Genomic DNA, 21856 nt, shown 5'->3' on the forward strand with positions numbered 1-21856 from the left:
GCCAAAGTCTCCGGGGTGTGTTTTGCAGTTGAAAGGGGCCTAAAAATCAAAGAAAAATGATCTCAATACCATCATGCCGAAATAGCCATAAAACTTTTCCTTTGATTTATAAATTTAAGCAGGCGATTCAGGTTCGCGCCTCCTGCGCGGCCAGCAGCACGCGCAATTGGCCCAGTTGTTCGTAGAGCAAGTCCTTGTCGCGCTTGCCCAGGCCAGCCAGCAGCGTGCCCAGCAATTGCTCGTGGGCCTGGGCCATCTTGCGAAACTGCCGCCGCCCCTTGGGCGTGAGCTTGACGTAGAGCGAGCGGCGGTCCTGCGGGTCGGGGATGCGCTCGACCAGCCCATCCTTGACGAGCTGGTCGGTCAGCCCGGTGACGCTGCCGCCGGTGACCATCAGATAGCGCGAGAGCGTGTTCATGCGCAGCCCTTGCGGATGGCGGTCGAGCTGGGCCAGGTAGTCAAAACGCGGCAGCGTGGTGTCGAACTGCTGGCGCAGCATCTGGCGGATGCGCTGCTCGATTTGCTGCGTCAGCGAGAACAGGCGCAGCCACAGCCGCGTGTCCATGTGGTCGTCCTGCTGGGCGCGCGCCTCCAGGCCGATGTGCTCCTCGCCCAGCAATTGGCTCAGGCCAAAACGGCTTTGCGCGCTGCCGCCTGCGGCGCTGCGGCTCATGGCATCACCTCCCCGCCGGCCACGGCAATGGCCTGGCCGTTGATGGCGCCCGCGCCTGCGCTGCACAGCCAAGCCACGGTTTCGGCCACTTCAGCGGGCTGCACCAAGCGGCCCTGCGGGTTGCTTTTGACGAACTCGGCCCTGGCCTGCTCGGCGCTGCGGCCAGTCTTGGCGACGATGTTTTCGATGGCTTCGCGCACGATGTCGGTTTCGGTGTAGCCGGGGCAGACGGCGTTGACGGTGATGCCCTTGCGCGCCAGCTCCAGCGCCAGCGCGCGCGTCAGGCCGATGACGCCGTGCTTGGCCGCGCAGTAGGCGCTGACGTAGGCGTAGCCGATCTGCCCGGCCGTGCTGGCCACGTTGACGATGCGGCCCCAGCCAGCGGCCAGCATGTCCGGCAGCGCCGCCTGGGTGCACAGCATGGTGCCGGTGAGGTTCACGGCCAGCATTTGCTGCCACAGCGCCAGCTCCATCTTGGCAAAGGGCGCGGTCTGCGCCTGCCCGGCGTTGTTGATGAGGGTGTCGATGGGGCCAAAGCGCTGGCGCGCCTGGGCCAGCGCGGCCTGCAATTGGGCCGGGTCGCTGACGTCGGCGCTGACGGCCTGCATGGCCTCGGGCCGCTCATCGGCCACGGCCTGCACAGCCGCCAGCCGCCGCCCCAGCAGGGTGACGCGAAAGCCATCGGCCAGCAGACGGCGGGCGATGGCCGCGCCAATGCCGCTGCCGCCGCCTGTGACCAGCGCATGGCGCAGCGCGGGCGCGCTGGCCGCTGCGGGGGGTGCGGTGTTGCCCTGCGCCATGCTCATTGCCCCTGCCCGTTGGGTGCGGCATTGGCCGGGGGGCGCGCCTGGGCGGCGGACAGCGCAGCCTGCTGGGCCGCCTGCTCGCGGGCGAAGTTGGCCTCCATCTGCTGCTTGCCCGAGCGGTACTGCGGCGGCCAGGTGATGGCGGTGTGGCCAATCTTGGCCGCCTCGGTCAGCGTCCAGGCCGGGTTGGCCAGGTGCGGGCGCGCCACGGCGCACAAATCGGCGCGGCCTGCGGCCAGGATGCTGTTGGCGTGGTCGGCCTCGCTGATGGCGCCCACGGCGATGGTGGCAATGCCTGCCTCCTGGCGGATGCGGTCGGCAAACGGGGTCTGGAACATGCGGCCGTAGACGGGCTTTTCCTGCTTGCTGACCTGGCCGGAGGAGACATCGATCATGTCCGCGCCAGCGGCCTTGAAGGCCTTGGCAATTTCCACCGCATCGGCCGGTGTGGTGCCGCCCTCGACCCAGTCGTGCGCCGAGATGCGCACCGACATGGGCTTGTCCTCGGGCCAGGCGGCGCGCACGGCGGCAAACACCTCCAGCGGGTAGCGCAGGCGATTTTCCAGGCTGCCGCCGTATTCATCGGTGCGCTGGTTGGTCAGCGGGCTGATGAAGGAGGAGAGCAAATAGCCGTGCGCGCAGTGCAGCTCCAGCCAGTCCGCGCCCGCCTCGTGGGCGGCCTGGGCGGCAGCCACGAACTGCGCCTTGATCTGCGCCATGTCCTCGGCGGTGACGGCGCGGGCCGTCTGGCTTACGCCTGGCAGGTATTGCTGCTCGGAGGCCGAAACGATGGGCCAGTTGCCCTCGACCAGCGGTTGGTCGATGCCCTCCCAGGCCAGGCGGGTCGAGGCCTTGGCCCCGGCGTGGCCGATCTGGATGCCGATCTTGGCATCCGTGTAGCTGTGTACCCAGTCGATGATGCGCTTGAAGGCGGCTGTGTGCTCGGGCCGGTACAGGCCGGGGCAGCCGGGGGTGATGCGCCCTTCGGGGCTGACACAGGTCATCTCCACCATCACCAGGCCCGCGCCGCCCATGGCGCGCGCCCCCAGGTGCATCAGGTGGTAGTCGCCCACCAGACCGTCGCGGGCCGAGTACTGCGCCATGGGCGAGACGACGATGCGGTTCTTCAGCGTCAGGCCGCGCACCTTGTAGGGCGTGAACATGGGCGGCGTGGGCTTGTCCTGCGCGGGCAATTGCCGCCCTGCCGCATCGGCGGCGCGCTGGGCGAACCAGCGCTCGTAGTCCTCCAGCCAGGCGGCATCGCGCAGGCGCAGGTTCTCGTGGCTGATGCGCTGGCTGCGCGTGAGCATGGAGTACATGAACTGCTCGGGCTCGAGCTGGTCGCAATAGCGCTGGCCGCAGACCTCGAACCACTCCATGGCGTTCCAGGCCGCGTTTTGCAGGCGCAGCGTCTCCACGCGGCGCGCTTCCTGGTAGGCGGCCAGCACCTCGGGGATCTGTGCCGGGCTATCGCCCAGCAGTTGGAACTGGCGCGTCAGCTCGATGGCGTCCTCAATGGCCAGCTTGGTGCCCGAGCCAATGGCAAAGTGCGCCGTGTGCACCGCATCGCCCATCAGCACCACGTGGCTGCCGCGCGCGTTTTGCAGCCACCACTGCTCGCAAACCACGCGCTGGAAGTTGATCCAGGCCGAGCCGCGCAAATGCCGCGCATTGGTCATCAGCTTGGCCCCGCCCAGGTTCTCGGCAAACAGTTGCTCGCAAAAGGCAATGGACTGATCCTGGTCGGCGCTGTCCAACCCGTGGGCGCGCCAGGTGTCCTCGGTGGTTTCGACGATGAAGGTCGAGGTGTTCTCGTCGAACTTGTAGATGTGCGCCTGGAACCAGCCGTGCTCGGTGCGGCGGAAGTCGAAGGTGAAGGCGTCGTACACCTTGTTCGTGCCCAGCCAGATGTAACGGTTGGGGCGGGTGACGATGTCGGGCTTGAAGGTGGCCTCGTACTTCTTGCGGATCAGCGAATTGATGCCATCGCTGGCGACGATCAGATCGGCATCGGCGTAGTCCTCATCGGACTGCACCTCGGTCTCGAACACCAGCTTCACGCCCAGTTGCTCGCAGCGCTCTTGCAGGATGTTGAGCAGCTTCTTGCGCCCGATGCCCACGAAGCCATGCCCGCCCGAGCGGATGGTGCGACCCTTGAACAGCAGCTCGATGTCGTCCCAGTGGTTGAAGGCCTGCTCGATCTCGGCGGCCGATTCGGCATCCCACTGGCGCATGTTGTCCATGGTCGCGTCGGAGAACACCACGCCCCAGCCAAAGGTGTCGTAGGGCTTGTTGCGCTCGACCACGATGACCTCGTGCGCCGCGTCGAGCTTTTTCATCAGCAAACCGAAATACAGCCCGGCCGGGCCGCCGCCTATGCATACGATCTTCATGTCTTCTCCTGCTTCCTGGGTTTTGTGTATCTGGGGGAGCCTGGGGTGCCGGCTTGGGCTTAATCAACCTTCGACCAGCGCCAGCACGCGCAGCGGGCTGCCCGAGCCATCCTCGATCTTCAGCGGCGCCGACAGAATCAGCGCCCCTTGCGGCGGCAACTGATCCAGGTTCTTCAGGCATTGCAAGCCGTAGCGGCCCGCGCCGTGCATCAGCGTGTGGCAGGGATAGGCAACAGGCCATTGGTAGGACTGGCCCGCATCGGTGTTGATCGTCTCCACGCCAAAGCCATGCACCTGGCGCTGGTGGATCATCCATTCCACGGCTTCCTGCGTCGGGCCGGGCGTGTGCGCGCCATCCTCACGCATGTTCAAGAAAGCATCGGCATCGCCCGCCTTGAGCGACCAGTCGGTGCGAAACAGCACCCAGGCCCCTTGCGGGATGCGGCCGTGGCGCTGCTCCCAGGCTTCGAGAAACTCCACCGTCAGCAGCCAGTCTGGGTTGGCCGCCACCTCGGCGCTGGCGTCCACCACCACGGCCGGGGCAATGAAGTTCTCCACCGGGATGCTGTCTACCGTGCCTTTTTCGTACTCTCGCCCGGTAATCCAGTGCGCGGGAGCATCGAAATGCGTGCCGGTGTGCTCGCCACAGGAAAAGTTGTTCCAGTACCAGCCCGGGCCGTTGTCGTCATAGCGCGAAATGCGTTCGATGCGAAACGGCTGCACCTGCCCGAATTGCGGCGGCAATTGCAGCGTAGGGAAGGACTCGGAGAGCGTTTGCGTCAAATCAATCACGCGCACGCTGCGATTTTGCAGCGCCGCATACAGGGTGTTCAACGTGGTGTTGCTCATGGTTTTGTCTCCTTGGGGTAAACGGCAAATTTATTGGGAACTCAAGGCTTTGATCTGCTCGCGAAAATAGGCCAGCACTGCAGGCCCGTCGATTTTTTTCTTGGCTGCAGCAGCCAGCCAATCTTTTTCGACGAAAGCCAGTTTGTCTTGAAACCGCTGCAACTGCTGCCCTTCAAGGCGCAAAGTCTTCAAACCCGCCTGCGCCAAGCGCTGCTGAGCCGCCACTTCACCAGTCTGCCATTTACTACCAAAGTTGCGTGCAATGACTTCGCCCGATACTTTTTCAATGGCTGCGCGATCCACCTCCGAAAGACTTTGCCACTTGCGCTCGTTCATCATCAAGTACTGGCTGGTCTTGCCAAAGCCGCCTGGCACGCTCACCGCCGTCTTGATGAGCTTGTCCAACCGCCAACCCTCAATCTGGTCGTACTGGAAGTACATGCCATCAATCACGCCACGCGAGAGCATTTCGTAGCCCTCGGAAGCTGGCGCATTGACCGTGACGATGCCCAGCGCCTTGCCAATGGCGTCAAACAGCGGGCTGGGCGAGCGCAGCTTCAAGCCCTGCAAATCCTCCATGCGGCCAATGCTCTCGCGCGAGGTGAAGATGGCCGTGGCCGGGCTGGTCCACAGGCCCAGCAGCTTCACGCCCTTGTGCTCGTTGGCCTGCGCCATGAATTTCTCGTAAGTGCGCCAGTAGGCTACCGAGTTAACGCCTCCATCATCGGTCGTGAAGGGCAGCTCGGCAAACTCAGTCAGGGGAAAGCGGTTGGCCGTATAGCTATGCACCGACATGCCAAGATCGGCCACGCCATTGCGTACCAAGTCCAGATGCGCCTGCGGCTTGCCCAGCGCGTTGATGAACTCGATCTTGACGCGCCCTTCGGTTACCGTCTCCACCTCCTTGGCCCAGGGTTGCAGCATCTCGGTGACGATGTAATGCGCAGGCGGCAACCAGTTGGAAAAACGCAAGGTGGTCTGCGCCTGGGCCACCGATGCCGTCAGCACCAATGCCACACCAGCGGCGGCAATCACTTGTTTGAATACAACACGCATGGGATGTCTCCTTTTTTTGTGGCGGCGCCGAACCGACAGCGCCGGGTTGAGAACGCGGGTCAGCGGCCCGCTGCTTGTTTTTGCTCTCGCGCTTGCCCTTGCTCCCGCTTGCGCATCACATGCTCTGCGGCACGACCAGCACCAGCCAAGGCACCAGAATCAGCAGCAGCAGGCGCAGGATGTCGGTCACTACAAAGGGCGTCACCCCGCGGACGATCGCGCCGAGCTTCATGTCCGGGATGACGCTCTTGATCATGAAAATATTCAGCCCCAAAGGCGGCGTGATCAGGCTGATCTCGGCAGCCACCACCACGATGATGCCGAACCAGACCAGATCAAAGCCCAGCGAGGCCACCACGGGATAAAAAATCGGCACCGTCAGCAACACCATGGACATGGTTTCCAGAAAGCAGCCCAGCACCAGATAAACCAGGCAGATCATTAGAATCACTGCCAGGGGCGGCACGTCCAGCCCCTGAATGAAGGCCATCAGCGCATTGGGCAGGCCCGCCACCGTCAGGAAATTGGTGAACACCAGCGCGCCAATGATGAGGGCAAACATTACGGTGCTGGTCTGGGCTGCCTCCACCAGCACCTTGAGGTACATGCGCGGCTGCCAGCCCCGGCGCTTTAGGGTCATCACAAACGTGGCCGCCACGCCAATGCCCGCCGCCTCGGTGGGCGTGAATACGCCGCCGTAAATGCCACCCATGATGAGGAGAAACAGCGCCGCAATCGCCACCACCCCTTTGGCCGCCTGCCAGCGCTCGGCCCAGCTTGCAACCTCACCCGCTCGCCCTAGCTCGGGCCGCCAGGCCGTCACTAGCACCACCGCCAGCAGGTACATGAAAATCGCCACCGTTCCCGGCAACATGCCCGCGGCGAACAGCTTGCCGATGTCTGTCTCGGTCAAGATGCCGTAGACCACCAGCATGACGCTGGGCGGGATGAGAATGCCCAGCGTGCCGCCAGCGGCGATACTGCCAGCGGCCAGGCGGTCGTCATAACCGTATTGCCGCATGTTGGGTAGGGCCACCCGGCCCATGGCCGCCGTGGTCGCCATGCTGGAGCCGCACAGCGCGCTGAAGGCTGCGCAGGCCAGAATCGTCGCCATCGCCAGGCCGCCGCGCAAATGGCCGATAAAGGCATAGGCCACCCGGTACAAATCGCGCGCCAGACCCGAGGCATTGACCAGATTGCCCATCAGGATGAACAGCGGCAGCACCGTGAAGTGGTAGTTCATGGCCGTGTCAAAGCCGGTTTGCGCGGCCATCGTCAGGCCCGCCTCCAGGCTGACCAGGTAGCCAAACCCGGCCACGCCCACCAGCAGCATGCCCCAGGCGATGGGCAACCCCAGAAACAGCAAGGCCAGCAAGGCCAGCAAACCGATGAGAGAGACCAGCATGTACGCGCCTTAGCCTTTCTGCCCAGCAGGCGCTGCTACCTGTTGTTGCACAGGCGCGCCCAGAGCGTGCACGAACAATCCCTGCAAAGCCGCCAATGCCGCCAGGGCGGTCAGGCAGGCTGCTGCATAGGCAAAGGGCGCAATGGGCAATTGCAAGGCATTGCTCATGTCGCCGTAAGAGGCCAGTTGCGCGGCATGCCGCCAGAGGTAATAGGCCAGCGTGCTCAGCACCAGCACCGAAACCAGCGCCACGGCAACCTGCTGGATGCGGCGCCCGGCGTGGCCCAGCAGGCCATCGATCATGCCGACCGTCAAATGCTGGCGGTGCCAGGTCACCCGAGGCAGGGCGGCAAACACCAGCACGGCCAACAACAGCTCGCTGCTCTCGTAAGCACCCTGCAAAGGGGCATTGAACACGTAACGTCCCACCACATCAAGGCTCGTGATGCCAGAGAGCAGCGCCAGCGCCGCCACACACACCGCATCGAGCAGCCACTCCGCCACGCGCGCCAGACCGCGGGCATGCACACGGGGGATATCGGGCAAGTCTTGGTTCATCGTGTCTCCTTGCTGGCCTGGCGAAAGGCTTGTTTTTATTTCTTCATAAATAGTTTAGGTTAAAAATAATTTCACCCAATAGAACAAACCCTGATGGGCTGGTCATCCAGAGCCACCCGCTCAAACAGCTCCTGGGGCAGGCCTACAAGGCCAGGCTGCCCACGCTGGTGCCCCCGCAGACGTAGAGCACCTGCCCGGTCACGAAGCTGTTGTTAGGGTGAGCAAAAAAGGCAACGGCCCGCGCCACGTCCTGCGCCGTGCCCAGGCGGCGCACTGGCACGGCGGCGGCGAGCTGGCGCTCTTGCTCGCTGCCTTGGGGCACCACGTCATAGAACATGTCGGTGCGGATGGGACCTGGCGCCACGACGTTGACCGTGATGCCCTCGGGGGCCAGCTCCAACGCCCAGGTGCGGGCCATACCAAGCATGCCGGCCTTGGTGGCCGAATAACTGGTGCGCGTAGCCAGCCCCAAGGCTGCGCGTGAGGACAGCAGCACCACCCGGCCCATGCCCGCAGCGCGCATAGCCGGCAGCGCGCCTTGCACCAGTTGGATGGCGCAGCCCAGGTGCAAGTCCACCAGCGCGTCCAGATCGCTCAATTGCACCTCGGGCAGCAGCGCGGCGCGGATGACCCCGGCGTTGTGGACGATGGTGGTGGGCGCAAAGCGTTGGCACAGCGCCTGCACGGCCTGGGCCGTGGCGGCGCGGTCCATCAAGTCCACCTCGATGCTGTGCATGCGCGCATGCGCAATGTCGCTGGGCCGCCGCGCCAGGCTGACGACTTCGTGGCCGTCTTGCAGCAGTTGCTGGCAAATGGCTTTGCCAATGCCCGCGCTGCCGCCGGTGACGACGGCCACGCCGCGCCGGGCGTCGGGTTGGGCATCTGGTTGCATGGGACTGACTGGCATGAACAGTTCTCCGTTGAATGGTCAGAGGGGCCTCAAGGCGTTGCAGGCACCAGCGCCAGCACGCGCAGCGGGCTGCCGCTGCCTTGGATGATTTTCAGCGGCGGGCAAATCAGCACGCTTCCGGCCGGCGGGAGCTGATCGAGGTTGCACAGGCATTGCAGGCCATAGCGCCCTGAGCCGTGCATGAAGTAGTGGCAGGGATAGGGCGGGCGCAGGTGAGCGGCCTGGCCCGCATCCGTGCCAATGGCCTCCGAGCCAAAGCCCAGTACGTCGCGCTCGATCAAGGCCTGCACGGCTTCGGCGCTGGGGCCGGGGGTGTGCTGGCCGGTGTCGTCGAAATTCTGGTAGGCCACCGGGTCGCGGCGCCGCGACCAGTCGGTGCGCATCAGCACCCAGGCCCCGGCGGGGATGCGCCCGTGGGCGGCCTCATAACGCTCGATGTCGGCCAGGCTCATCAGGTAGTCCGCATCGTGCGCGGCCTGTTCGTGGCAGTCGATGACGCAGGCCGGGGCCACGAAGTGCTGCACGGGGATGGTGTCCACCGAGTTGTTGGGCAGGTCGCGGCCGGAGATCCAGTGAATGGGCGCATCAAAGTGCGTGCCCGTGTGCTCGCCGCAGGAGAAGTTGTTCCAGTACCAAGCCGGGCCGCGCTCGTCGTAGCGCGAGATTTCTTCCAGGCGAAAGGGCTGGCATTGCCCCATTTCGGGCGGCAGCGCGATTTGCGGAAATTCCGGCGTGAGGGTTTGCGTCAAGTCCACCACGCGCACCGTGCATTGGCGCAATGCCTGCGCCAGTTGCCCCAGCAGTTCGGCCGCGTTCAGGGTGGGAGAGGAAGCATTCATGGTGGGTGCCTTTCTTCAGCCGCCGTTGAGGGCCAGTTCGCGCTCCAGCACTTTGGGGTCGTCCCGCCAGCGCTCCAGCCAGTCTTGCGCCACGTCGCCGGGGTAAATGTCCTCCAGGCCCTCGCGCAGCGCGCGCACCACGGCCTGGGCCAGCACTTGCGGCGCGAGTTTGGGCGGCATGAAGTTTTGGTTCCATTCATCGTCCATCGGACCGGGAAAGCAGTTGAGCACGCGAATGCCCCCCGGGCGCAGCTCGGCGCGCAGGCACTGGGCCAGCGAGTGGGCGGCGGCCTTGCTGGCGCTGAAAGTGCCTTGCGGCGGGAAGTTGCTCAGCGCGTAGATGGACAGGATGTTGACCCAGGCGCAGGCATGGGCTTGGCCGTCGGCGGAGCGTGCCATCAGGGCGGGGGCGAATTCCTGCGCCAGGCGCAGCAGGCCGAAGTAGTTGACCTCCATCTCGGCGTGCGCCACGTCGGTGCCGCGCCGCGCGGCAATGCCAAAGCCCCGGTGCAGCTCGGCGTTGTTGATGAGGATGTCCACCTTGCCGCCAATGGCACCGGCCAGGGTGCGTACCGAGCGGCCATCGGTCACGTCCAGCGCCACCAGGCTGACTTGCGGCAAGGCGGCGATGGCCTGCAAGCCCGCTTGCGGCTTCCAGGGCTCGGCATGGCCGACCCAGACCATTTCCGCGCCGGCCTTGACCAGCGCAGTCACCAGCGCCTGGCCGACGGCGCTTTTGCCGTCGGTGACCAGCACTTTGCGCCCCTGCGGGTCGCAACCCATCTCGCGCAGCATGTTGTCGCTTGCCATGTCCGGCTCTCCTTGCTCAGGGAATGCAATCAATACCGCCTGCCCGCTGCGGTCCAGCCGCGCGCCCACACGCACGCGGCATGGCGCCTGGCCAACGGCGGCGTGCACGTGCGCCATGACGCTGGGGCCGGCATCGAGCTGCACCATGCCCACCCGCCAGGGCAGGCGCTCGCGGAAAAACAGGTCGTTGCTGTGGTGCAGCGTGGTCGTGGCCAGCAATTGCCCCAGCCCGCTTTGCTCGCGCCAGGCCAGCCGGGGCGAGAGGCAGTGCTGGCAGGCTTCGCGGGGCGGGTATTGCACGGCGGCGCAGTCGGCGCAGCTTTGCAGGGCAAAGCTGCCCTGGGCCGCAGCGGCGGTCAGCCCCAGCGCCACGCGCCCGCGGCTTGCGGGCGGCAGGTTCAGCCGGGGCGTGCGCAACAGGGGGTTTTTGCGCTTGGGGGTCGCTGGCGTTGGGGGCATTGCAGGCATGCTCATTGGGCGCTCCCCAGCAAAACGGCGCCGGTGCACAGGCAGCGGTCGTAGGTGACCATGCCAAAACCGGCCACCAGCCCCAGCCTGGCATCTTTGACGCTGCGCCCTGCGGCGCCCCCCGTCAGTTGGCGGATGGCCTCGGTCATGCCCAGAAAGCCCCCCGCCGCGCCAGCCTGCCCTGCCGAGAGCTGGCCGCCGCTGGTGTTGTTGGGGAAGCTGCCATCACAGGTCAGGGTGTGCGACTGCACGAAGGCCGGACCTTCGCCTTTTTCGCAAAAGCCCAGATCCTCAAAATGCATCATGACGATGACGGGGTAGTCGTCGTAGGTCTGGATGAAGTCCACGTCCTGCGGCCGCGCTGCGGCCTGGGCATACAGCTCCTCGCGATCCATGCGCCAGCCGCCGCGCTCCATGATGGGGTCAGCCCCGTAGGCGTTGTGGCGCTCGATGGCGCCGCGGATTTCGCAATAGGCCAGACCCAGGTCGCGGGCGCGCTCGGCCCGCATCACCAAAAAGGCTTCGCCGCCCGCGCAGGGCATGACGCAATCGAACAGGTGCAGCGGCTCGGAGACCACGCGCGCCTGCATGTACTCCTCCAGACTCAAGGGTTTTTTGAACATGGCGTGCGGATTGCCCAGGGCGTTATGGCGCTGGGCCACGCAGATGCGCCCGAAGTCCTCGCGGCGCGCGCCGAAGCGCTGCATGTAATGCGCCGTGATCATGGCAAAGATGGAGTTGGGCCCGCCCGCACCGTAGGGATAAACGGCGTCGCGCGAGAAGCCGCTGAAGCTGCCCAGCGTCTGGCGAAACGAATCGACGTGGTTGGTATCGGCGGCCACACAGGCGACCACCTGCGCATCGCCGGCCTGCACGGCCCGGGCGGCGCGGCGCAGGCACATCACGCCCGAGGCTCCGCCGGTGGGCACGTGGTCCAGCCAGCGCGGCGACAGGCCCATGTACTGCGTCATGCCCACGGCCGTATCGGGCGCGAGCGAGAAGCTGCTCATGCACAGGCCGTCGATGTCCTCCTTAGCGATGCCACTGTCCTGAATCAGCAGCCGCAGCGCCTGCGCGGCGAACCAGGCCGCGCCCTGGGTGGCGTAGCGCTGGTAGGGCACCGTCACCGGCACGGCCACGGCCACGCCTTCGTAGGACATGCGGGGGCGTTGGATGTAGGCCATGGGTCAGTCCTGCCGTTTCTTCAGGCTGCGCGTGTCGATGCAGTGCGCCTGGCCGAGCAATTGCTGCGCCAGCGCGCGCAATTGGCCGCGCTGGATTTTTTGCGATGGCGTCAGCGGCAGGGCCTCGACGAAGGCCACGTAGCCCGGCGCTTTGTAGTAGGCCAGTTGCGCCAGCGCGTGGGCCACGATGCTGTGCGCCAGCGCCTGGCGGGCCTGCGCATCGGCTGGCGCTGGCGCGTGCAGCACGATGCAGGCCAGCACTTCGTCGCCGCGCACGGCATCGGGCGCAGCGGCCACGGCCGAGGTTTTGACGGCGGGGTGCTGGTTGAGCACGCTCTCGACCTCGACGGCGGAGATGTTCTCCCCGCTGCGGCGGATCACGTTCTTTTTGCGATCGACGAAATGCAGCTGGCCCTGTGCATCGCGGCGCACCATGTCGCCGGTGTGGAACCAGCCGCCCTCCCACGCCTCCTCAGTGGCTTTTTCATCCTTGAGGTAGCCACGGAAGAAGTAGCGCCGCGGGTCATCGCCTGCCGAGCGCACCCACAGTTCGCCCGGCGTGTCGTCGGGCACGTCGGCCCCGTCCTCGCCCACCAGGCGCACTTGCACGAACAATTCGGGGCGGCCAAAGCAATGGGTGCCCACTTGCCGCGGCTCGTGGTTGGCCATGATGCAGGCGGCAGCGCCTGTCTCTGTCATGGCCCAGGCCTCCACCAGCGGAAAGCCAAAGCGCGCCTCGAACACCGCGTGGTTTCTATTGTCCACCCCCGCGCCAAAGCCCCAGCGGATCTGGTGCTGGCGATCGCCCTCTTCTTCTGGCGCGGCCAACAGCATGGCGGGCATGACGCCCAGGTAGTGCACAATGGTTGCGCCGCTTTCGCGCGCGCTTTGCAACCAGGTCTTGGGGTGAAAGCGATCGAGCTGCACCAGGCAACCGCCCACCGTCAGCACCACCATGGCCGAGCAGGCCATGGCGTTCATGTGCGTGAGCGGCAGCGGGGTCATCACCCGCTCCTGATCGGGGCGCACGGGGCTGATGCCGCCCAAGTCCGCATACCAGCGGCCCGCGCGCAGGAAGTAGGCGTTATCGAGCATGCAGCCTTTGGGGCGGCCCGTGGTGCCGGAGGTGTAGAGCAGCGCGCATTCGGTTTGCGCATCCACGGTCCGACCTGCATGGGGGGCGGGCGTGGGAGCGGGGGGCACTGCTGCATCGAGGGGCGCTGGCGAATCGGCCTGCCACTCCAGCAAAGCCAGGCGGTGGCCGATGGCCTGGGCCGCGGCCTGCAAATCTGCGTGGCGCTGCGGCAAGGTAACGGCCAGGCAGATTTCGCTATGGCCGATCAGGTATTGCAGCTCGGCGGCGCGCATTTCGATGTTGATGGGCACCACGCTCACACCCAGGGCATTGAGCGCAAACCAATGGTAGAAAAAATCGGGGCGGTTCTCCAGCAGCAGGCCCACGCGGTGGCCGTGCCCGTAGCCTGCGGCTGCGTAGGCTTGGCGCAGTGTTTGCACGGCCGCTGCCGCTTGCTGCCAGGAGATCGCCCCCGCCGCGATGCCATAGACCTGCGCCGTCACCGTTTCCGTGTAAAGAAAATCGGCCCCGGGCGTGCGCGCCGCGCTGGCGGCAAAAGCGTCAAAAACGCTCTGTGGGTGCAAATTGGGCAAGGTGGTCTCCCCCGTCAACACGGCTTGCGCGGACAAAATTACCAATCAAAAGAAACAAAATATTTCCTTTTAGGCATGTCATGGATAAAAAAAATTTCACTTTGATCTGCCATTTCTGGCGTGCGCCTTAAATAAACAACTGGATGCTGCCCAGCGGCGCATCGCAGTTGAGCAAGTCCACCCGCTTCAGGCGCATGCGTAGCGCACCATCGACCTGCACCAGATGAAAGCTGCTCCAGCCCGCATACAGGGTTTGCGCCTCATCGCGCTGTTCCACGTAATGCCAGGCGCAGCGCACCACGTACTGGCCGCCAGCCTCGTCGCGCGAAATCACGCGGGGGTGCTGCAACAGGTGGTGGCAGCGGCTTTTGGGCTGTTGCGAGAAGGTGCGCTGACCGTTGAGGCGCTCGATGCGCACTTGCAGCAGCAGGCGGTCTTCGTACATCAGCGATGCGTGCAGGCGCGCATCCTCTTGTCCGGGCGCCAGCGGCATCCAGTAGTGGCCGTCCTCGGTGAACAGTGCCAACCATTCATCAAAACGCTGCTCGTCCAGCAGCTGCGCCTCGGCATAGACGAACTCGATCAGGTCTTCGTTGCTGGGGTACATGTCACTGCTCCATGGATGCGGTCATGAAACGGGCCCAGGCGCGGTATTGGCCGCGCATTTGCCATTCGTTGGTACCGTTGGTCACGGCGCTGTCCTGCTGCAATTCGGCCGGGTCGAACAGGCGCGCCACGTTGACCCATTCGCGCCCGCGCGAGTGCAGGGCCTGCTGGGCCCGCTCATACATTTCCAGATCGTCGTGGCCGACCACGGAGGTCGGTGCATTGATCAGGCGGTTGTACATCAGCGTGCGCTCCAGCAGCAGATCAGGCGCACCCATGAGGCGGAACGTCCAGGATTCGACCAGCGTCTTGTTGGCGGCAATGGGTTTGAACAGGCGCAGGGTCTGGATTGGCCCCTTGACCATGATGTTAGGGAAGTACACGGTGTTGTGCCGCACGTCGCCCAGAATCTGCCGGGCGCGCTCCTCGCCGTAGGCGGCCACCATTTGCTCGTGATAGCCGGGCACGGGCGAGTAGTCGGCGTGGATGGAGTCGGCCACGCCCGTGTGGCCGTGACCATTGCGCCAGACGCGAATGCCCATGTTCTCGAAAAACTCGTATGGGCTGACAAACGGAGCGAACAGCTCCACCGCCATCGGCTTGGGCGTGCCCGGCGGGGCGTTTTCCCACACCTTGACGGCCGTGCCCGCGGAGGACTCGTGCGCCACCATGGGGTGGCAGGTGTCGGTCTGGTTGTCCACCAGCATCTTCCAGTTGCAATCGTGCATGTAGCGGATCACGCCGCCTGCGACCTCCAGCTTTCCTTCGGGCGAGCGATCGACCATGTTGTCCAGCGTGCTGAGCGATTCGCCGAAAAACTCCTCAAAGCCGATGCCCTCGGGGTTGAGGCGGGCGAAGACGAAGTCGCGATACACCTCTACCGCGCCCACGCTGGCCATGCCGCCCTTGGCCTCGCAGTTTTCGAAACCCGTGTTGTCGTAGCCTTTTTTCAGCGGGATGGACAGCAGGCTGCCATCGGTTTTGAACGTCCAGGCGTGGTAGGGGCAACGGAAGAACTTGCCGGTACTGCCATAAGTTTCCCCGGTGATGCGCACCCCCTTGTGCGGGCAGCGGTTGTGCAGCACCCGGATGCTTTGGTCGCTGTGGCGCACCATGACTACGGGCTGATCACCAATGGTGGTGGCGTAGAAATCGCCCGGCTTGGGCACCTGGCTGGCATGGCCGACGTAGATCCAGACATTGGCAAAAAGGTGCTTCATCTCCAGCTCGAAAAGCTCCTGGTCGATGAACAAATCGCGGTGCACTTCCAGGTCGCGCACCAGGGCTTGAATGGCTTTGGGCTGCGCATAGCGGCTCATGGCTGTCTCCTTCGGTAGTGTGAACAGAGGCCCTACATGTCCAGCACCAGCCGGGGGCTTTTGGCGCGGGAGATGCAAATCTGGATGACCTTGTTCGAGTCCTTCTCGCTTGGCGAGAGCACGTAATCACGGTGATCGACCTCGCCTTCGAGTACGTCCACCGCACACACGCCGCATTCGCCGCGCTGGCAATCGAACATGGGGTCATGGCCGTTGGCCAGCAGGCAATCCAGAATGGTCTGGCCCGCCTCCACGGTCAGGGTCTGGCCGCTTTGGGCCAGAACGATTTCAAACGCGCCGTCACCCGCTTCGCCCGCAGGCGCGGCAAACAGTTCGAAGTGCACGCGCTCGCGCGCCATGCCCTGGGCCTGGGCGGCGGCCAGCACGGCATCAAGCATCACTTGCGGACCGCAGACGTAGAGGTGCTCATCGGCCGTGCACGCGGCCACCAGCGCCCGCGCATCCAGCGCCGCGCCGCGCTCGTCGTCGGCATGCACCTCCAGCGCATCGCCCAGTAGGGCTTGCAGCTCGTCCAGAAACGCCATTTGGCTTCGCTGGCGGCCCGCATAGACCATGCGCACGGGCTGGCCAGTCGCCCGTCGCGCGGCAGCCATGCTGGCCAGCGGGGTAACGCCGATGCCGCCTGCCGCCAGCACCGCGCCAGGCGCGCCGTCGTGCATCGGAAAGTCGTTGCGCGGCGGCAGCACCCGCACCACGCTGCCCTCCTGCAAGCCCTCGTGCATGAAGCGCGAGCCGCCCCGGCCCGCCTCCTCCAGCCGCACGGCAATGGTGTAGCTGGCGGGCGTCTTGCGGGCCTGCTCATGCCCGGTGAGTTCAATGAGCGAGTAGTGACGCCAGTCCTCACGCCCATCGGCCAGGCTCACGCGCACCTGGATGTGGGCGCCGGGCGTGTAGCCGGGCAGGGCCGCGCCGTCTTGTGCTTGCAGGCAGAGCAGGCGAATCAGCGGGCTGAGCTGGCGCGTGTGCGCGACCCGCAACGTGAGTGGGGTGACATCAGGCATGGTGGTGCTCCTCAATCGCTGGTTGGACGATGGCGATGCCACTGGCAGCCAGCGCCTCGCGCAGCTTGTGGCCGTGTTCGTCGGCCAGAGCAGCTTTGCGCCAGCTCTCCAGCAGGGTGGGGGTGAGGCTGCCCTGGGCTTGCGCGGTATCGATGGCTTGCATCAGCGTGCGGTAATTGCGCTGGCCCCGCTCGTGGGTGTCGCTATAGCCTTTGACGAGGTTTTGGCAACGGGCGATTTCCAGGGCCAGGGCTGGTTGCTCCGGGACGGCGGCTGTGATGCGGGCCAGCCAGTCTTCGATCATGGCGTTTTCGCGTGCGTAGCGCGTGGTGCGCTGACGCCAGCGCGCTGCCCAAGCCACGGCGCGCAGCAGCAGGTAGCCGTGTAACGAGTTGGTGTGCACGACACGCCCTTTGCGGGTGAGGCGCTCGACGATGCGCCGGGGCAGGCCCGATTGCATCAGCCAGTGACCGGCCGGGGCGGGCAGGGTTTCACACACTTCCTGCAAGCGCGGGTGCATGAATTCGTGGATGTGCAGCATCTGCTCACCCGCCTGCGATTCGGCGCGCACACGCTCGAAACGGCTGGCGCGGGTTTTCAGATCGGCCACGCGCGGCGTGTCTTCGTAGGACATCCACAGGGCCAGATAGCGGGCGGTTTCGTGCAGCACTTCGCTGCCGCCCTGCCCGCCACTTTGACCGACTTGTGCCTGCAAGGCCTGCAAGCGCTCCAGATACAGACGGGCATAGGCCGGGTCCTGGTAATCCACCAGACGGCGCAAGCCCTGGTACAGCCGTGCGTGCTGGGCCGGGGGAAAGTCGCGCTGCACCTGATCAATGAGCGCACGCAGCTCTGGCTCATCGCTGTGCGGTGGCGGCTCCACTGGCTCGACAGGAGCCGAACCGGCCTCGGCGGCGCCAGCATCATTGCCCTCTGCTGCACTTTGCGCCTTGGCATAGGCCGCGCCAAAGGCCTTGAGGCTGGCCTTGACGCCAATGCCGCCGCGCTCGATGGTGGCTTCGAACTGCTCACGCGTAAAAGGCAGCACGCCGCTGCCAGCCAAGGCGCCAAACAGCACGGCGCTGATGACGCTGCCGGCTTGCTGGGCCGCCTCGGCCATGTCGAAATGGATGAAGCGCTGCGCCGCCGCATCGGCATGGGCCAGCAGTTGGCGGCTGTCCACCCGGCCATCGCCCATGGCGCTTTTTTCCGCGATGGAATAAACGCGGTGGGTAGAGGCAATCAAGGTGGTGCGATCGGGCGTGACCAGCCCGCGCTGCACGGCGCGTCCGGCCTCCATCAACTCCGAGGCCAGCACCACGTCCACATCGCCGGGCAGAGGCATCAGCGCCAGCACGGGCTGTTGGCCTGCGCGCTCGGCTTCCGCCTTGGGGAATAGCTCGACGTAGTAAATCGTCGCCCCCGTGCGCTGGGCCACACCCGGCACCGAGGTGGTCTGGGCTATGTAGTCCTGGTGCTCGCCCAGATTCACGATCCAGTCGGCCAGTACGCCCCCGCCCTCGCCGCCCATGGCGAGGATGGCAATTTTGATGGCTTGCGCTCCCATACATCTGCCCCCTTCAGAACGAATAACGCGCACGACGGCGAGCCTGGGCGGCTTGCATGCGGCCAATCAGGGCCTGGCGCAGGCGCGCGCGCAGGCGCTCCCACCAGCCGGGATTGCTGACCACGCGCGCCCGGTAGAAGGAGGGGCAGAGCACCGCCGCATGCGACACATCGCCGCAGTGGCCGCAGCCCACGCAACTGTCGAGCACGGTGGCCACCGGATCGGTGCGCAGCGGGTCGGGATGGCTTTTGATGGACAGCGAGGGGCAGCCCGAAATGCGGATGCAGGAGTGGTCGCCCGTGCAGGTATCGTGATCCACGCCGAATTTGTCGCGCACGACGCGCCGCCCCTCGGCGGCGGCCTTGCGCATCAGCGGTTTTTCGCGCCGCTGGCGGTTGAGCATGCACTCGGACTGGGCGATCACCACTTTGGGGCCTTTGTCGGGCGTGGTCAGCGCCTCCTTCATGGCGTCGCGCATGGCGGCCACATCGTAGGTGCGCCGCACCGTGCGCACCCATTGCACGCCCACGCCGCGCACGGCCTGCTCGATGGCGTGCCCCGTGCTGCGCGAGGGGTTGAGCGCCTTGGACGAGAGGATGTCCTGCCCGCCCGTGGCCGAGGTGTAGCTGTTGTCCACCACCACGATCAAGTTGTCGCTGCGGTTGAAAACAGCGTTGGCGACGCCGCTGGTCAAGCCGTTGTGCCAAAAGCCGCCGTCGCCCATCATGGAAATGGCGCGCTTGCCGCCGGCCGTGTTGAGCGCGGCAGAGCCTGCGCTGCCCAAACCGTAGCCCATGGTGGTATTGCCCAGGTTGAAGGGCGGCAGGATGGAAAACAAGTGGCAGCCAATATCGGCGCTGACGTGCTGCGGGCCGATTTCGCGCTCCAGCAGCTTCATGGCGCTGAAGATGGGGCGCTCGGGGCAGCCTGTGCAAAACCCTGGCGGGCGGGCGTGCACGCTTTGCGCCAGCGGCGCCAGCTCGCCTTGCGGCAGGATGGGAATGACCTTGCGCGCGGGTTGCGGCGATGGCGCTGCCTGACTTTTGGGCTGCTCGGCGGGCAAGCGCCCATAGCGCTGGGCAAAGCTGCGCACCCCTTGCATCAGCACCTGCGCTGCGTATTCGCCCGCCATGGGCAGCATGTCCTTGCCGTGCAGCGCGCAATCGCTGCCGTGCTGGCGCAGGATGGCGGCCATGTTCTGCTCGATGAAGTTGGGTTGCCCTTCCTCCACCATCAGCACCGCCCGCTTGCCCTGGCAAAAGCGCAGCACTTCCCTGTCCACCACCGGGTAGGCCACGTTCATCACGTACAGCGGAATGCGGCTGTTGCCGTACACATCGGCCAGGCCCAGGCGCTCGAGCACGCGCAGCAGGGTGTTGTAGGTGCCGCCCTGCACGATGATGCCGATGTCGTCGGCATCGGCGGCGAAGAATTCATTGAGGCCGTTGGCTTCAATGAATTCCAGCGCGGCAGGCCAGCGCTGCTGGATTTTTTCCTGCTCGTGCAAAAAGCTCGCCGGTGGCAACACGATGCGTTGCACATCGCGCTGGGGCTGCTCCAGCGCGTCCTGCACGGTAAAGCGCGGGCGCTGGTTGTCCGAAGCCACAAACTGCCCATGCACGTGGCAGGCGCGGATGCGCAATTGCAGCATCACCGGCGTATGACTGGCCTCGGAAAGCTCAAAGCCTTGCTTGACGGCCTTGACGATGCTCTCCAGATTGGGGCGCGGATCGAGCAGCCACATCTGCGACTTCATGGCAAACGCATGGCTGCGCTCTTGCATGATGGAAGAGCCTTCGCCGTAATCCTCGCCCACGATCACCAGCGCCCCGCCCTTCACCCCGCCCGAGGCCAGGTTGGCCAGCGCATCCGAGGCGACGTTGGTGCCCACCGTGGCCTTGAACGTCACGGCGCCGCGCAGCGGGTAGTTGACCGAGGCCGCCAGCATGGCCGCCGCCGTGGCCTCGCTGGCGCTGTTTTCGAAGCGGATGCCGTATTCGGCCAGGATGTCCTGCGCATCGGCCAGCACATCCATCAAGTGCGAGATGGGCGAGCCTTGGTAGCCCCCAACGTAGGCCACGCCCGATTCCAGCAAGGCCTTGGTCACCGCCAGAATGCCCTCGCCGCGAAAAACCTCGCCATCGCTCAATCGCAGCTTTTTGACTTCTTCAACAAAAGATCGCTCTGCCATCGTGGTTCTTTCCCGCTAGTTTTGCATGCCTCATGCTTTGGATTCAGTTTATTTAGGTCCAAACATTTTCGAATCCTGTAAAACCCTAGTGCGCTGGGAAAGGGAGATTTCCAAAAATCTGAATTTCCAATCAAAGTATTTTTCAATACCAATGAAATCATGCCGAAATGCCATTGTTTTATTTCCTTTGATTTGTAATCAAAGCATCTAACGCATCAACCCGGGTAAACCCGTGGCAATACCCGGCAGCATGAATACCAGCGCCAGCAGCAGCAATTCCAGCAACACAAACGGCAGCGCGGCGCGATACACCTGCGCCAGCTCTATGCCCTTGGGCGCCACGCTTTGCATCACCAGCAGCAGCAGGCCAAACGGCGGCGTAAGCAGGCCAATCTCCATCGCCACCAGCATCATCACGCCCAGCCAAACGGTGTCGATGCCAGCGCTTTGCGCCAGCGGCATGAAAAACGGCAGGGTCAGCATCATCATGCTGATCTGGTCCAGCACCATGCCCAGCACCAGCAAAATCAGCAGCATGCCCAACACCAGCATGGCGGGCGAGAACTCCATGGCATGGATCAAGCCCAGCAGCCCCGCACTGGCGCCAGAGAAGCTGAGCAATTGGGCAAAGGTCGTGGAAGCCGCCAGCACGAACAGGATGACCACCGAAACCTTGGCCGTTTCCACCAGGCTTTTGCACAGCGCCTGCCAGCTCAGCGCGCGGTAGGCCAGCGCCGCCGCCAGCGAGGCCATGGCGCCAATGGCAGCCGATTCGGTCGGCGAGGCCCAGCCCGCAAACATCGAACCGACCACCGCCAGAAAAATCCCCAGCAGCGGCAACACATGAACGAAAAACGGCTGCCAGCGCGCCCAGCCGCGTACATCCGGCTCGTCGTGCTCTTGCGCAATGGGCGCATCCTGCGCACGCCAGTAGCTGCGCGCCACGACGTACAGCAAAAACAAGGCCGCCATCAGCAGCGCCGGCACGATGCCGCCAATCAGCAACCCCTCAATGGAAATACCCGCCAGGCTACCCAGCATCACTGCCAGGGCCGACGGCGGGATCAGCATGGCAATGCCGCCCACGGCCATGATCGGCCCCATCGACATGGAGGGGTGGTAGCCCCGGCGCAGCATCTCCGGCAGCATCACGCTGCCCATCATGGCGGTATTGGCAATGGACGAGCCCGATAGCGTGGCAAACGTGGTGCCGCCCAGGATGGTGACGATGGAGAGCTTGCCCGGCACGCGGTGGATCACACGCTCGATCGCCCCGATGGCCTTGAAGGCCAAACCGCTTTGCAGCAGGATTTCACCCATCCAGACGAACAGCGGAATCGGCGTCAGCGAAAAATTCACCAGCGCCGACGAGGTATTGCGCACCCATTGCGCCAGGCCCGCCTCGCCACCCAGGAAACACCAGGCGCCAATCAGGTTCACGCCCAGAAAGGCGAACACGACGGGCAGACCAATGCCCATGAAGAAAAACAAGCAGCCCAGCATCAGGGCCAGCGCCCACTGCCATTCCATGC

Annotated in this window: 18 protein-coding genes; all 18 read right to left on the reverse strand. The window is 64.9% G+C overall.

The features are described 5' to 3' along the window. Nucleotides 1-127 precede the first annotated feature (127 nt). A complete protein-coding gene (locus EBQ26_RS09335) occupies nucleotides 128-673 on the reverse strand; it encodes a MarR family winged helix-turn-helix transcriptional regulator (protein WP_122238750.1) in 546 nt (181 codons plus the stop codon). Further along, on the reverse strand, nucleotides 670-1479 hold the full coding sequence (locus tag EBQ26_RS09340; RefSeq protein ID WP_238944274.1) for an SDR family NAD(P)-dependent oxidoreductase: 810 nt from the start codon (nucleotides 1477-1479) through the stop codon (nucleotides 670-672). Before EBQ26_RS09340 ends, EBQ26_RS09335 begins: the two co-directional genes overlap by 4 nt. After that, nucleotides 1476-3872, reverse strand: a complete 2397-nt coding sequence (locus EBQ26_RS09345; RefSeq protein ID WP_122238751.1) for a bifunctional salicylyl-CoA 5-hydroxylase/oxidoreductase — start codon at nucleotides 3870-3872, stop codon at nucleotides 1476-1478. The genes EBQ26_RS09340 and EBQ26_RS09345 overlap by 4 nt, the downstream gene beginning before the upstream one ends. 63 nt (nucleotides 3873-3935) lie before the next feature. Then, the gene (locus tag EBQ26_RS09350; RefSeq protein ID WP_122238752.1) at nucleotides 3936-4721 is read right to left on the reverse strand and encodes a cyclase family protein; all 786 of its coding nucleotides are present in this window, start codon (nucleotides 4719-4721) and stop codon (nucleotides 3936-3938) included. Between the two features lie 30 nt (nucleotides 4722-4751). Beyond that, nucleotides 4752-5777 (reverse strand): TRAP transporter substrate-binding protein, encoded by a 1026-nt coding sequence (locus EBQ26_RS09355; RefSeq protein ID WP_122238753.1) that lies wholly within the window; start codon nucleotides 5775-5777, stop codon nucleotides 4752-4754. A gap of 115 nt (nucleotides 5778-5892) precedes the next feature. Next, a complete protein-coding gene (locus EBQ26_RS09360) occupies nucleotides 5893-7182 on the reverse strand; it encodes a TRAP transporter large permease (RefSeq protein ID WP_122238754.1) in 1290 nt (429 codons plus the stop codon). Nucleotides 7183-7191: 9 nt separating this feature from the next. After that, on the reverse strand, nucleotides 7192-7740 hold the full coding sequence (locus EBQ26_RS09365) for a TRAP transporter small permease (protein WP_122238755.1): 549 nt from the start codon (nucleotides 7738-7740) through the stop codon (nucleotides 7192-7194). 142 nt (nucleotides 7741-7882) lie between these two features. After that, the gene (locus tag EBQ26_RS09370; RefSeq protein ID WP_238944275.1) at nucleotides 7883-8647 is read right to left on the reverse strand and encodes an SDR family oxidoreductase; all 765 of its coding nucleotides are present in this window, start codon (nucleotides 8645-8647) and stop codon (nucleotides 7883-7885) included. 32 nt (nucleotides 8648-8679) lie between these two features. Next, nucleotides 8680-9489, reverse strand: coding sequence for a cyclase family protein (locus EBQ26_RS09375; RefSeq protein ID WP_122238756.1), 810 nt, complete (start codon nucleotides 9487-9489; stop codon nucleotides 8680-8682). A 15-nt stretch (nucleotides 9490-9504) separates the two neighbouring features. Continuing rightward, on the reverse strand, nucleotides 9505-10773 hold the full coding sequence (locus EBQ26_RS09380) for an SDR family NAD(P)-dependent oxidoreductase (RefSeq protein ID WP_122238757.1): 1269 nt from the start codon (nucleotides 10771-10773) through the stop codon (nucleotides 9505-9507). Beyond that, entirely contained in the window at nucleotides 10770-11951 is a 1182-nt protein-coding gene (locus tag EBQ26_RS09385; RefSeq protein WP_238944276.1) for a thiolase family protein, read from the reverse strand. Before EBQ26_RS09385 ends, EBQ26_RS09380 begins: the two co-directional genes overlap by 4 nt. Nucleotides 11952-11954: 3 nt before the next feature. Continuing rightward, the gene (locus tag EBQ26_RS09390) at nucleotides 11955-13619 is read right to left on the reverse strand and encodes an AMP-binding protein (RefSeq protein WP_390614188.1); all 1665 of its coding nucleotides are present in this window, start codon (nucleotides 13617-13619) and stop codon (nucleotides 11955-11957) included. 127 nt (nucleotides 13620-13746) lie between these two features. Beyond that, complete coding sequence (locus EBQ26_RS09395) at nucleotides 13747-14226, reverse strand: aromatic-ring-hydroxylating dioxygenase subunit beta (protein WP_122238758.1); 480 nt, start codon at nucleotides 14224-14226, stop codon at nucleotides 13747-13749. Nucleotide 14227: 1 nt separating this feature from the next. Then, on the reverse strand, nucleotides 14228-15544 hold the full coding sequence (locus EBQ26_RS09400) for an aromatic ring-hydroxylating dioxygenase subunit alpha (protein WP_122238759.1): 1317 nt from the start codon (nucleotides 15542-15544) through the stop codon (nucleotides 14228-14230). A gap of 32 nt (nucleotides 15545-15576) precedes the next feature. Further along, entirely contained in the window at nucleotides 15577-16566 is a 990-nt protein-coding gene (locus tag EBQ26_RS09405; protein ID WP_122238760.1) for a PDR/VanB family oxidoreductase, read from the reverse strand. Continuing rightward, nucleotides 16559-18133: an indolepyruvate oxidoreductase subunit beta family protein gene (locus tag EBQ26_RS09410; protein WP_122238761.1), complete on the reverse strand. Its 1575-nt coding sequence runs from the start codon at nucleotides 18131-18133 to the stop codon at nucleotides 16559-16561. Before EBQ26_RS09410 ends, EBQ26_RS09405 begins: the two co-directional genes overlap by 8 nt. 13 nt (nucleotides 18134-18146) lie before the next feature. Continuing rightward, on the reverse strand, nucleotides 18147-20324 hold the full coding sequence (locus EBQ26_RS09415) for a thiamine pyrophosphate-dependent enzyme (protein ID WP_122238762.1): 2178 nt from the start codon (nucleotides 20322-20324) through the stop codon (nucleotides 18147-18149). Between the two features lie 207 nt (nucleotides 20325-20531). Next, nucleotides 20532-21854, reverse strand: a complete 1323-nt coding sequence (locus tag EBQ26_RS09420; protein WP_122238763.1) for a TRAP transporter large permease — start codon at nucleotides 21852-21854, stop codon at nucleotides 20532-20534. Between the last annotated feature and the right edge of the window lie 2 nt (nucleotides 21855-21856).

Origin of the sequence: Allofranklinella schreckenbergeri (assembly GCF_003703475.1) — a bacterium.
Taxonomy (GTDB): Bacteria; Pseudomonadota; Gammaproteobacteria; order Burkholderiales; family Burkholderiaceae_C; genus Lampropedia; species Lampropedia schreckenbergeri.

Excerpts from the sequence above, each read along its gene's own strand:
- EBQ26_RS09335 (WP_122238750.1), bottom strand. The coding sequence starts at position 673 with ATGAGCCGCAGCGCCGCAGGCGGCAGCGCGCAAAGCCGTTTTGGCCTG.
- EBQ26_RS09340 (WP_238944274.1), bottom strand. The coding sequence starts at position 1,479 with ATGAGCATGGCGCAGGGCAACACCGCACCCCCCGCAGCGGCCAGCGCG.
- EBQ26_RS09345 (WP_122238751.1), bottom strand. The coding sequence starts at position 3,872 with ATGAAGATCGTATGCATAGGCGGCGGCCCGGCCGGGCTGTATTTCGGT.
- EBQ26_RS09350 (WP_122238752.1), bottom strand. The coding sequence starts at position 4,721 with ATGAGCAACACCACGTTGAACACCCTGTATGCGGCGCTGCAAAATCGC.
- EBQ26_RS09355 (WP_122238753.1), bottom strand. The coding sequence starts at position 5,777 with ATGCGTGTTGTATTCAAACAAGTGATTGCCGCCGCTGGTGTGGCATTG.
- EBQ26_RS09360 (WP_122238754.1), bottom strand. The coding sequence starts at position 7,182 with ATGCTGGTCTCTCTCATCGGTTTGCTGGCCTTGCTGGCCTTGCTGTTT.
- EBQ26_RS09365 (WP_122238755.1), bottom strand. The coding sequence starts at position 7,740 with ATGAACCAAGACTTGCCCGATATCCCCCGTGTGCATGCCCGCGGTCTG.
- EBQ26_RS09370 (WP_238944275.1), bottom strand. The coding sequence starts at position 8,647 with ATGCCAGTCAGTCCCATGCAACCAGATGCCCAACCCGACGCCCGGCGC.
- EBQ26_RS09375 (WP_122238756.1), bottom strand. The coding sequence starts at position 9,489 with ATGAATGCTTCCTCTCCCACCCTGAACGCGGCCGAACTGCTGGGGCAA.
- EBQ26_RS09380 (WP_122238757.1), bottom strand. The coding sequence starts at position 10,773 with ATGAGCATGCCTGCAATGCCCCCAACGCCAGCGACCCCCAAGCGCAAA.
- EBQ26_RS09385 (WP_238944276.1), bottom strand. The coding sequence starts at position 11,951 with ATGGCCTACATCCAACGCCCCCGCATGTCCTACGAAGGCGTGGCCGTG.
- EBQ26_RS09395 (WP_122238758.1), bottom strand. The coding sequence starts at position 14,226 with ATGTACCCCAGCAACGAAGACCTGATCGAGTTCGTCTATGCCGAGGCG.
- EBQ26_RS09400 (WP_122238759.1), bottom strand. The coding sequence starts at position 15,544 with ATGAGCCGCTATGCGCAGCCCAAAGCCATTCAAGCCCTGGTGCGCGAC.
- EBQ26_RS09405 (WP_122238760.1), bottom strand. The coding sequence starts at position 16,566 with ATGCCTGATGTCACCCCACTCACGTTGCGGGTCGCGCACACGCGCCAG.
- EBQ26_RS09410 (WP_122238761.1), bottom strand. The coding sequence starts at position 18,133 with ATGGGAGCGCAAGCCATCAAAATTGCCATCCTCGCCATGGGCGGCGAG.
- EBQ26_RS09415 (WP_122238762.1), bottom strand. The coding sequence starts at position 20,324 with ATGGCAGAGCGATCTTTTGTTGAAGAAGTCAAAAAGCTGCGATTGAGC.
- EBQ26_RS09420 (WP_122238763.1), bottom strand. The coding sequence starts at position 21,854 with ATGGAATGGCAGTGGGCGCTGGCCCTGATGCTGGGCTGCTTGTTTTTC.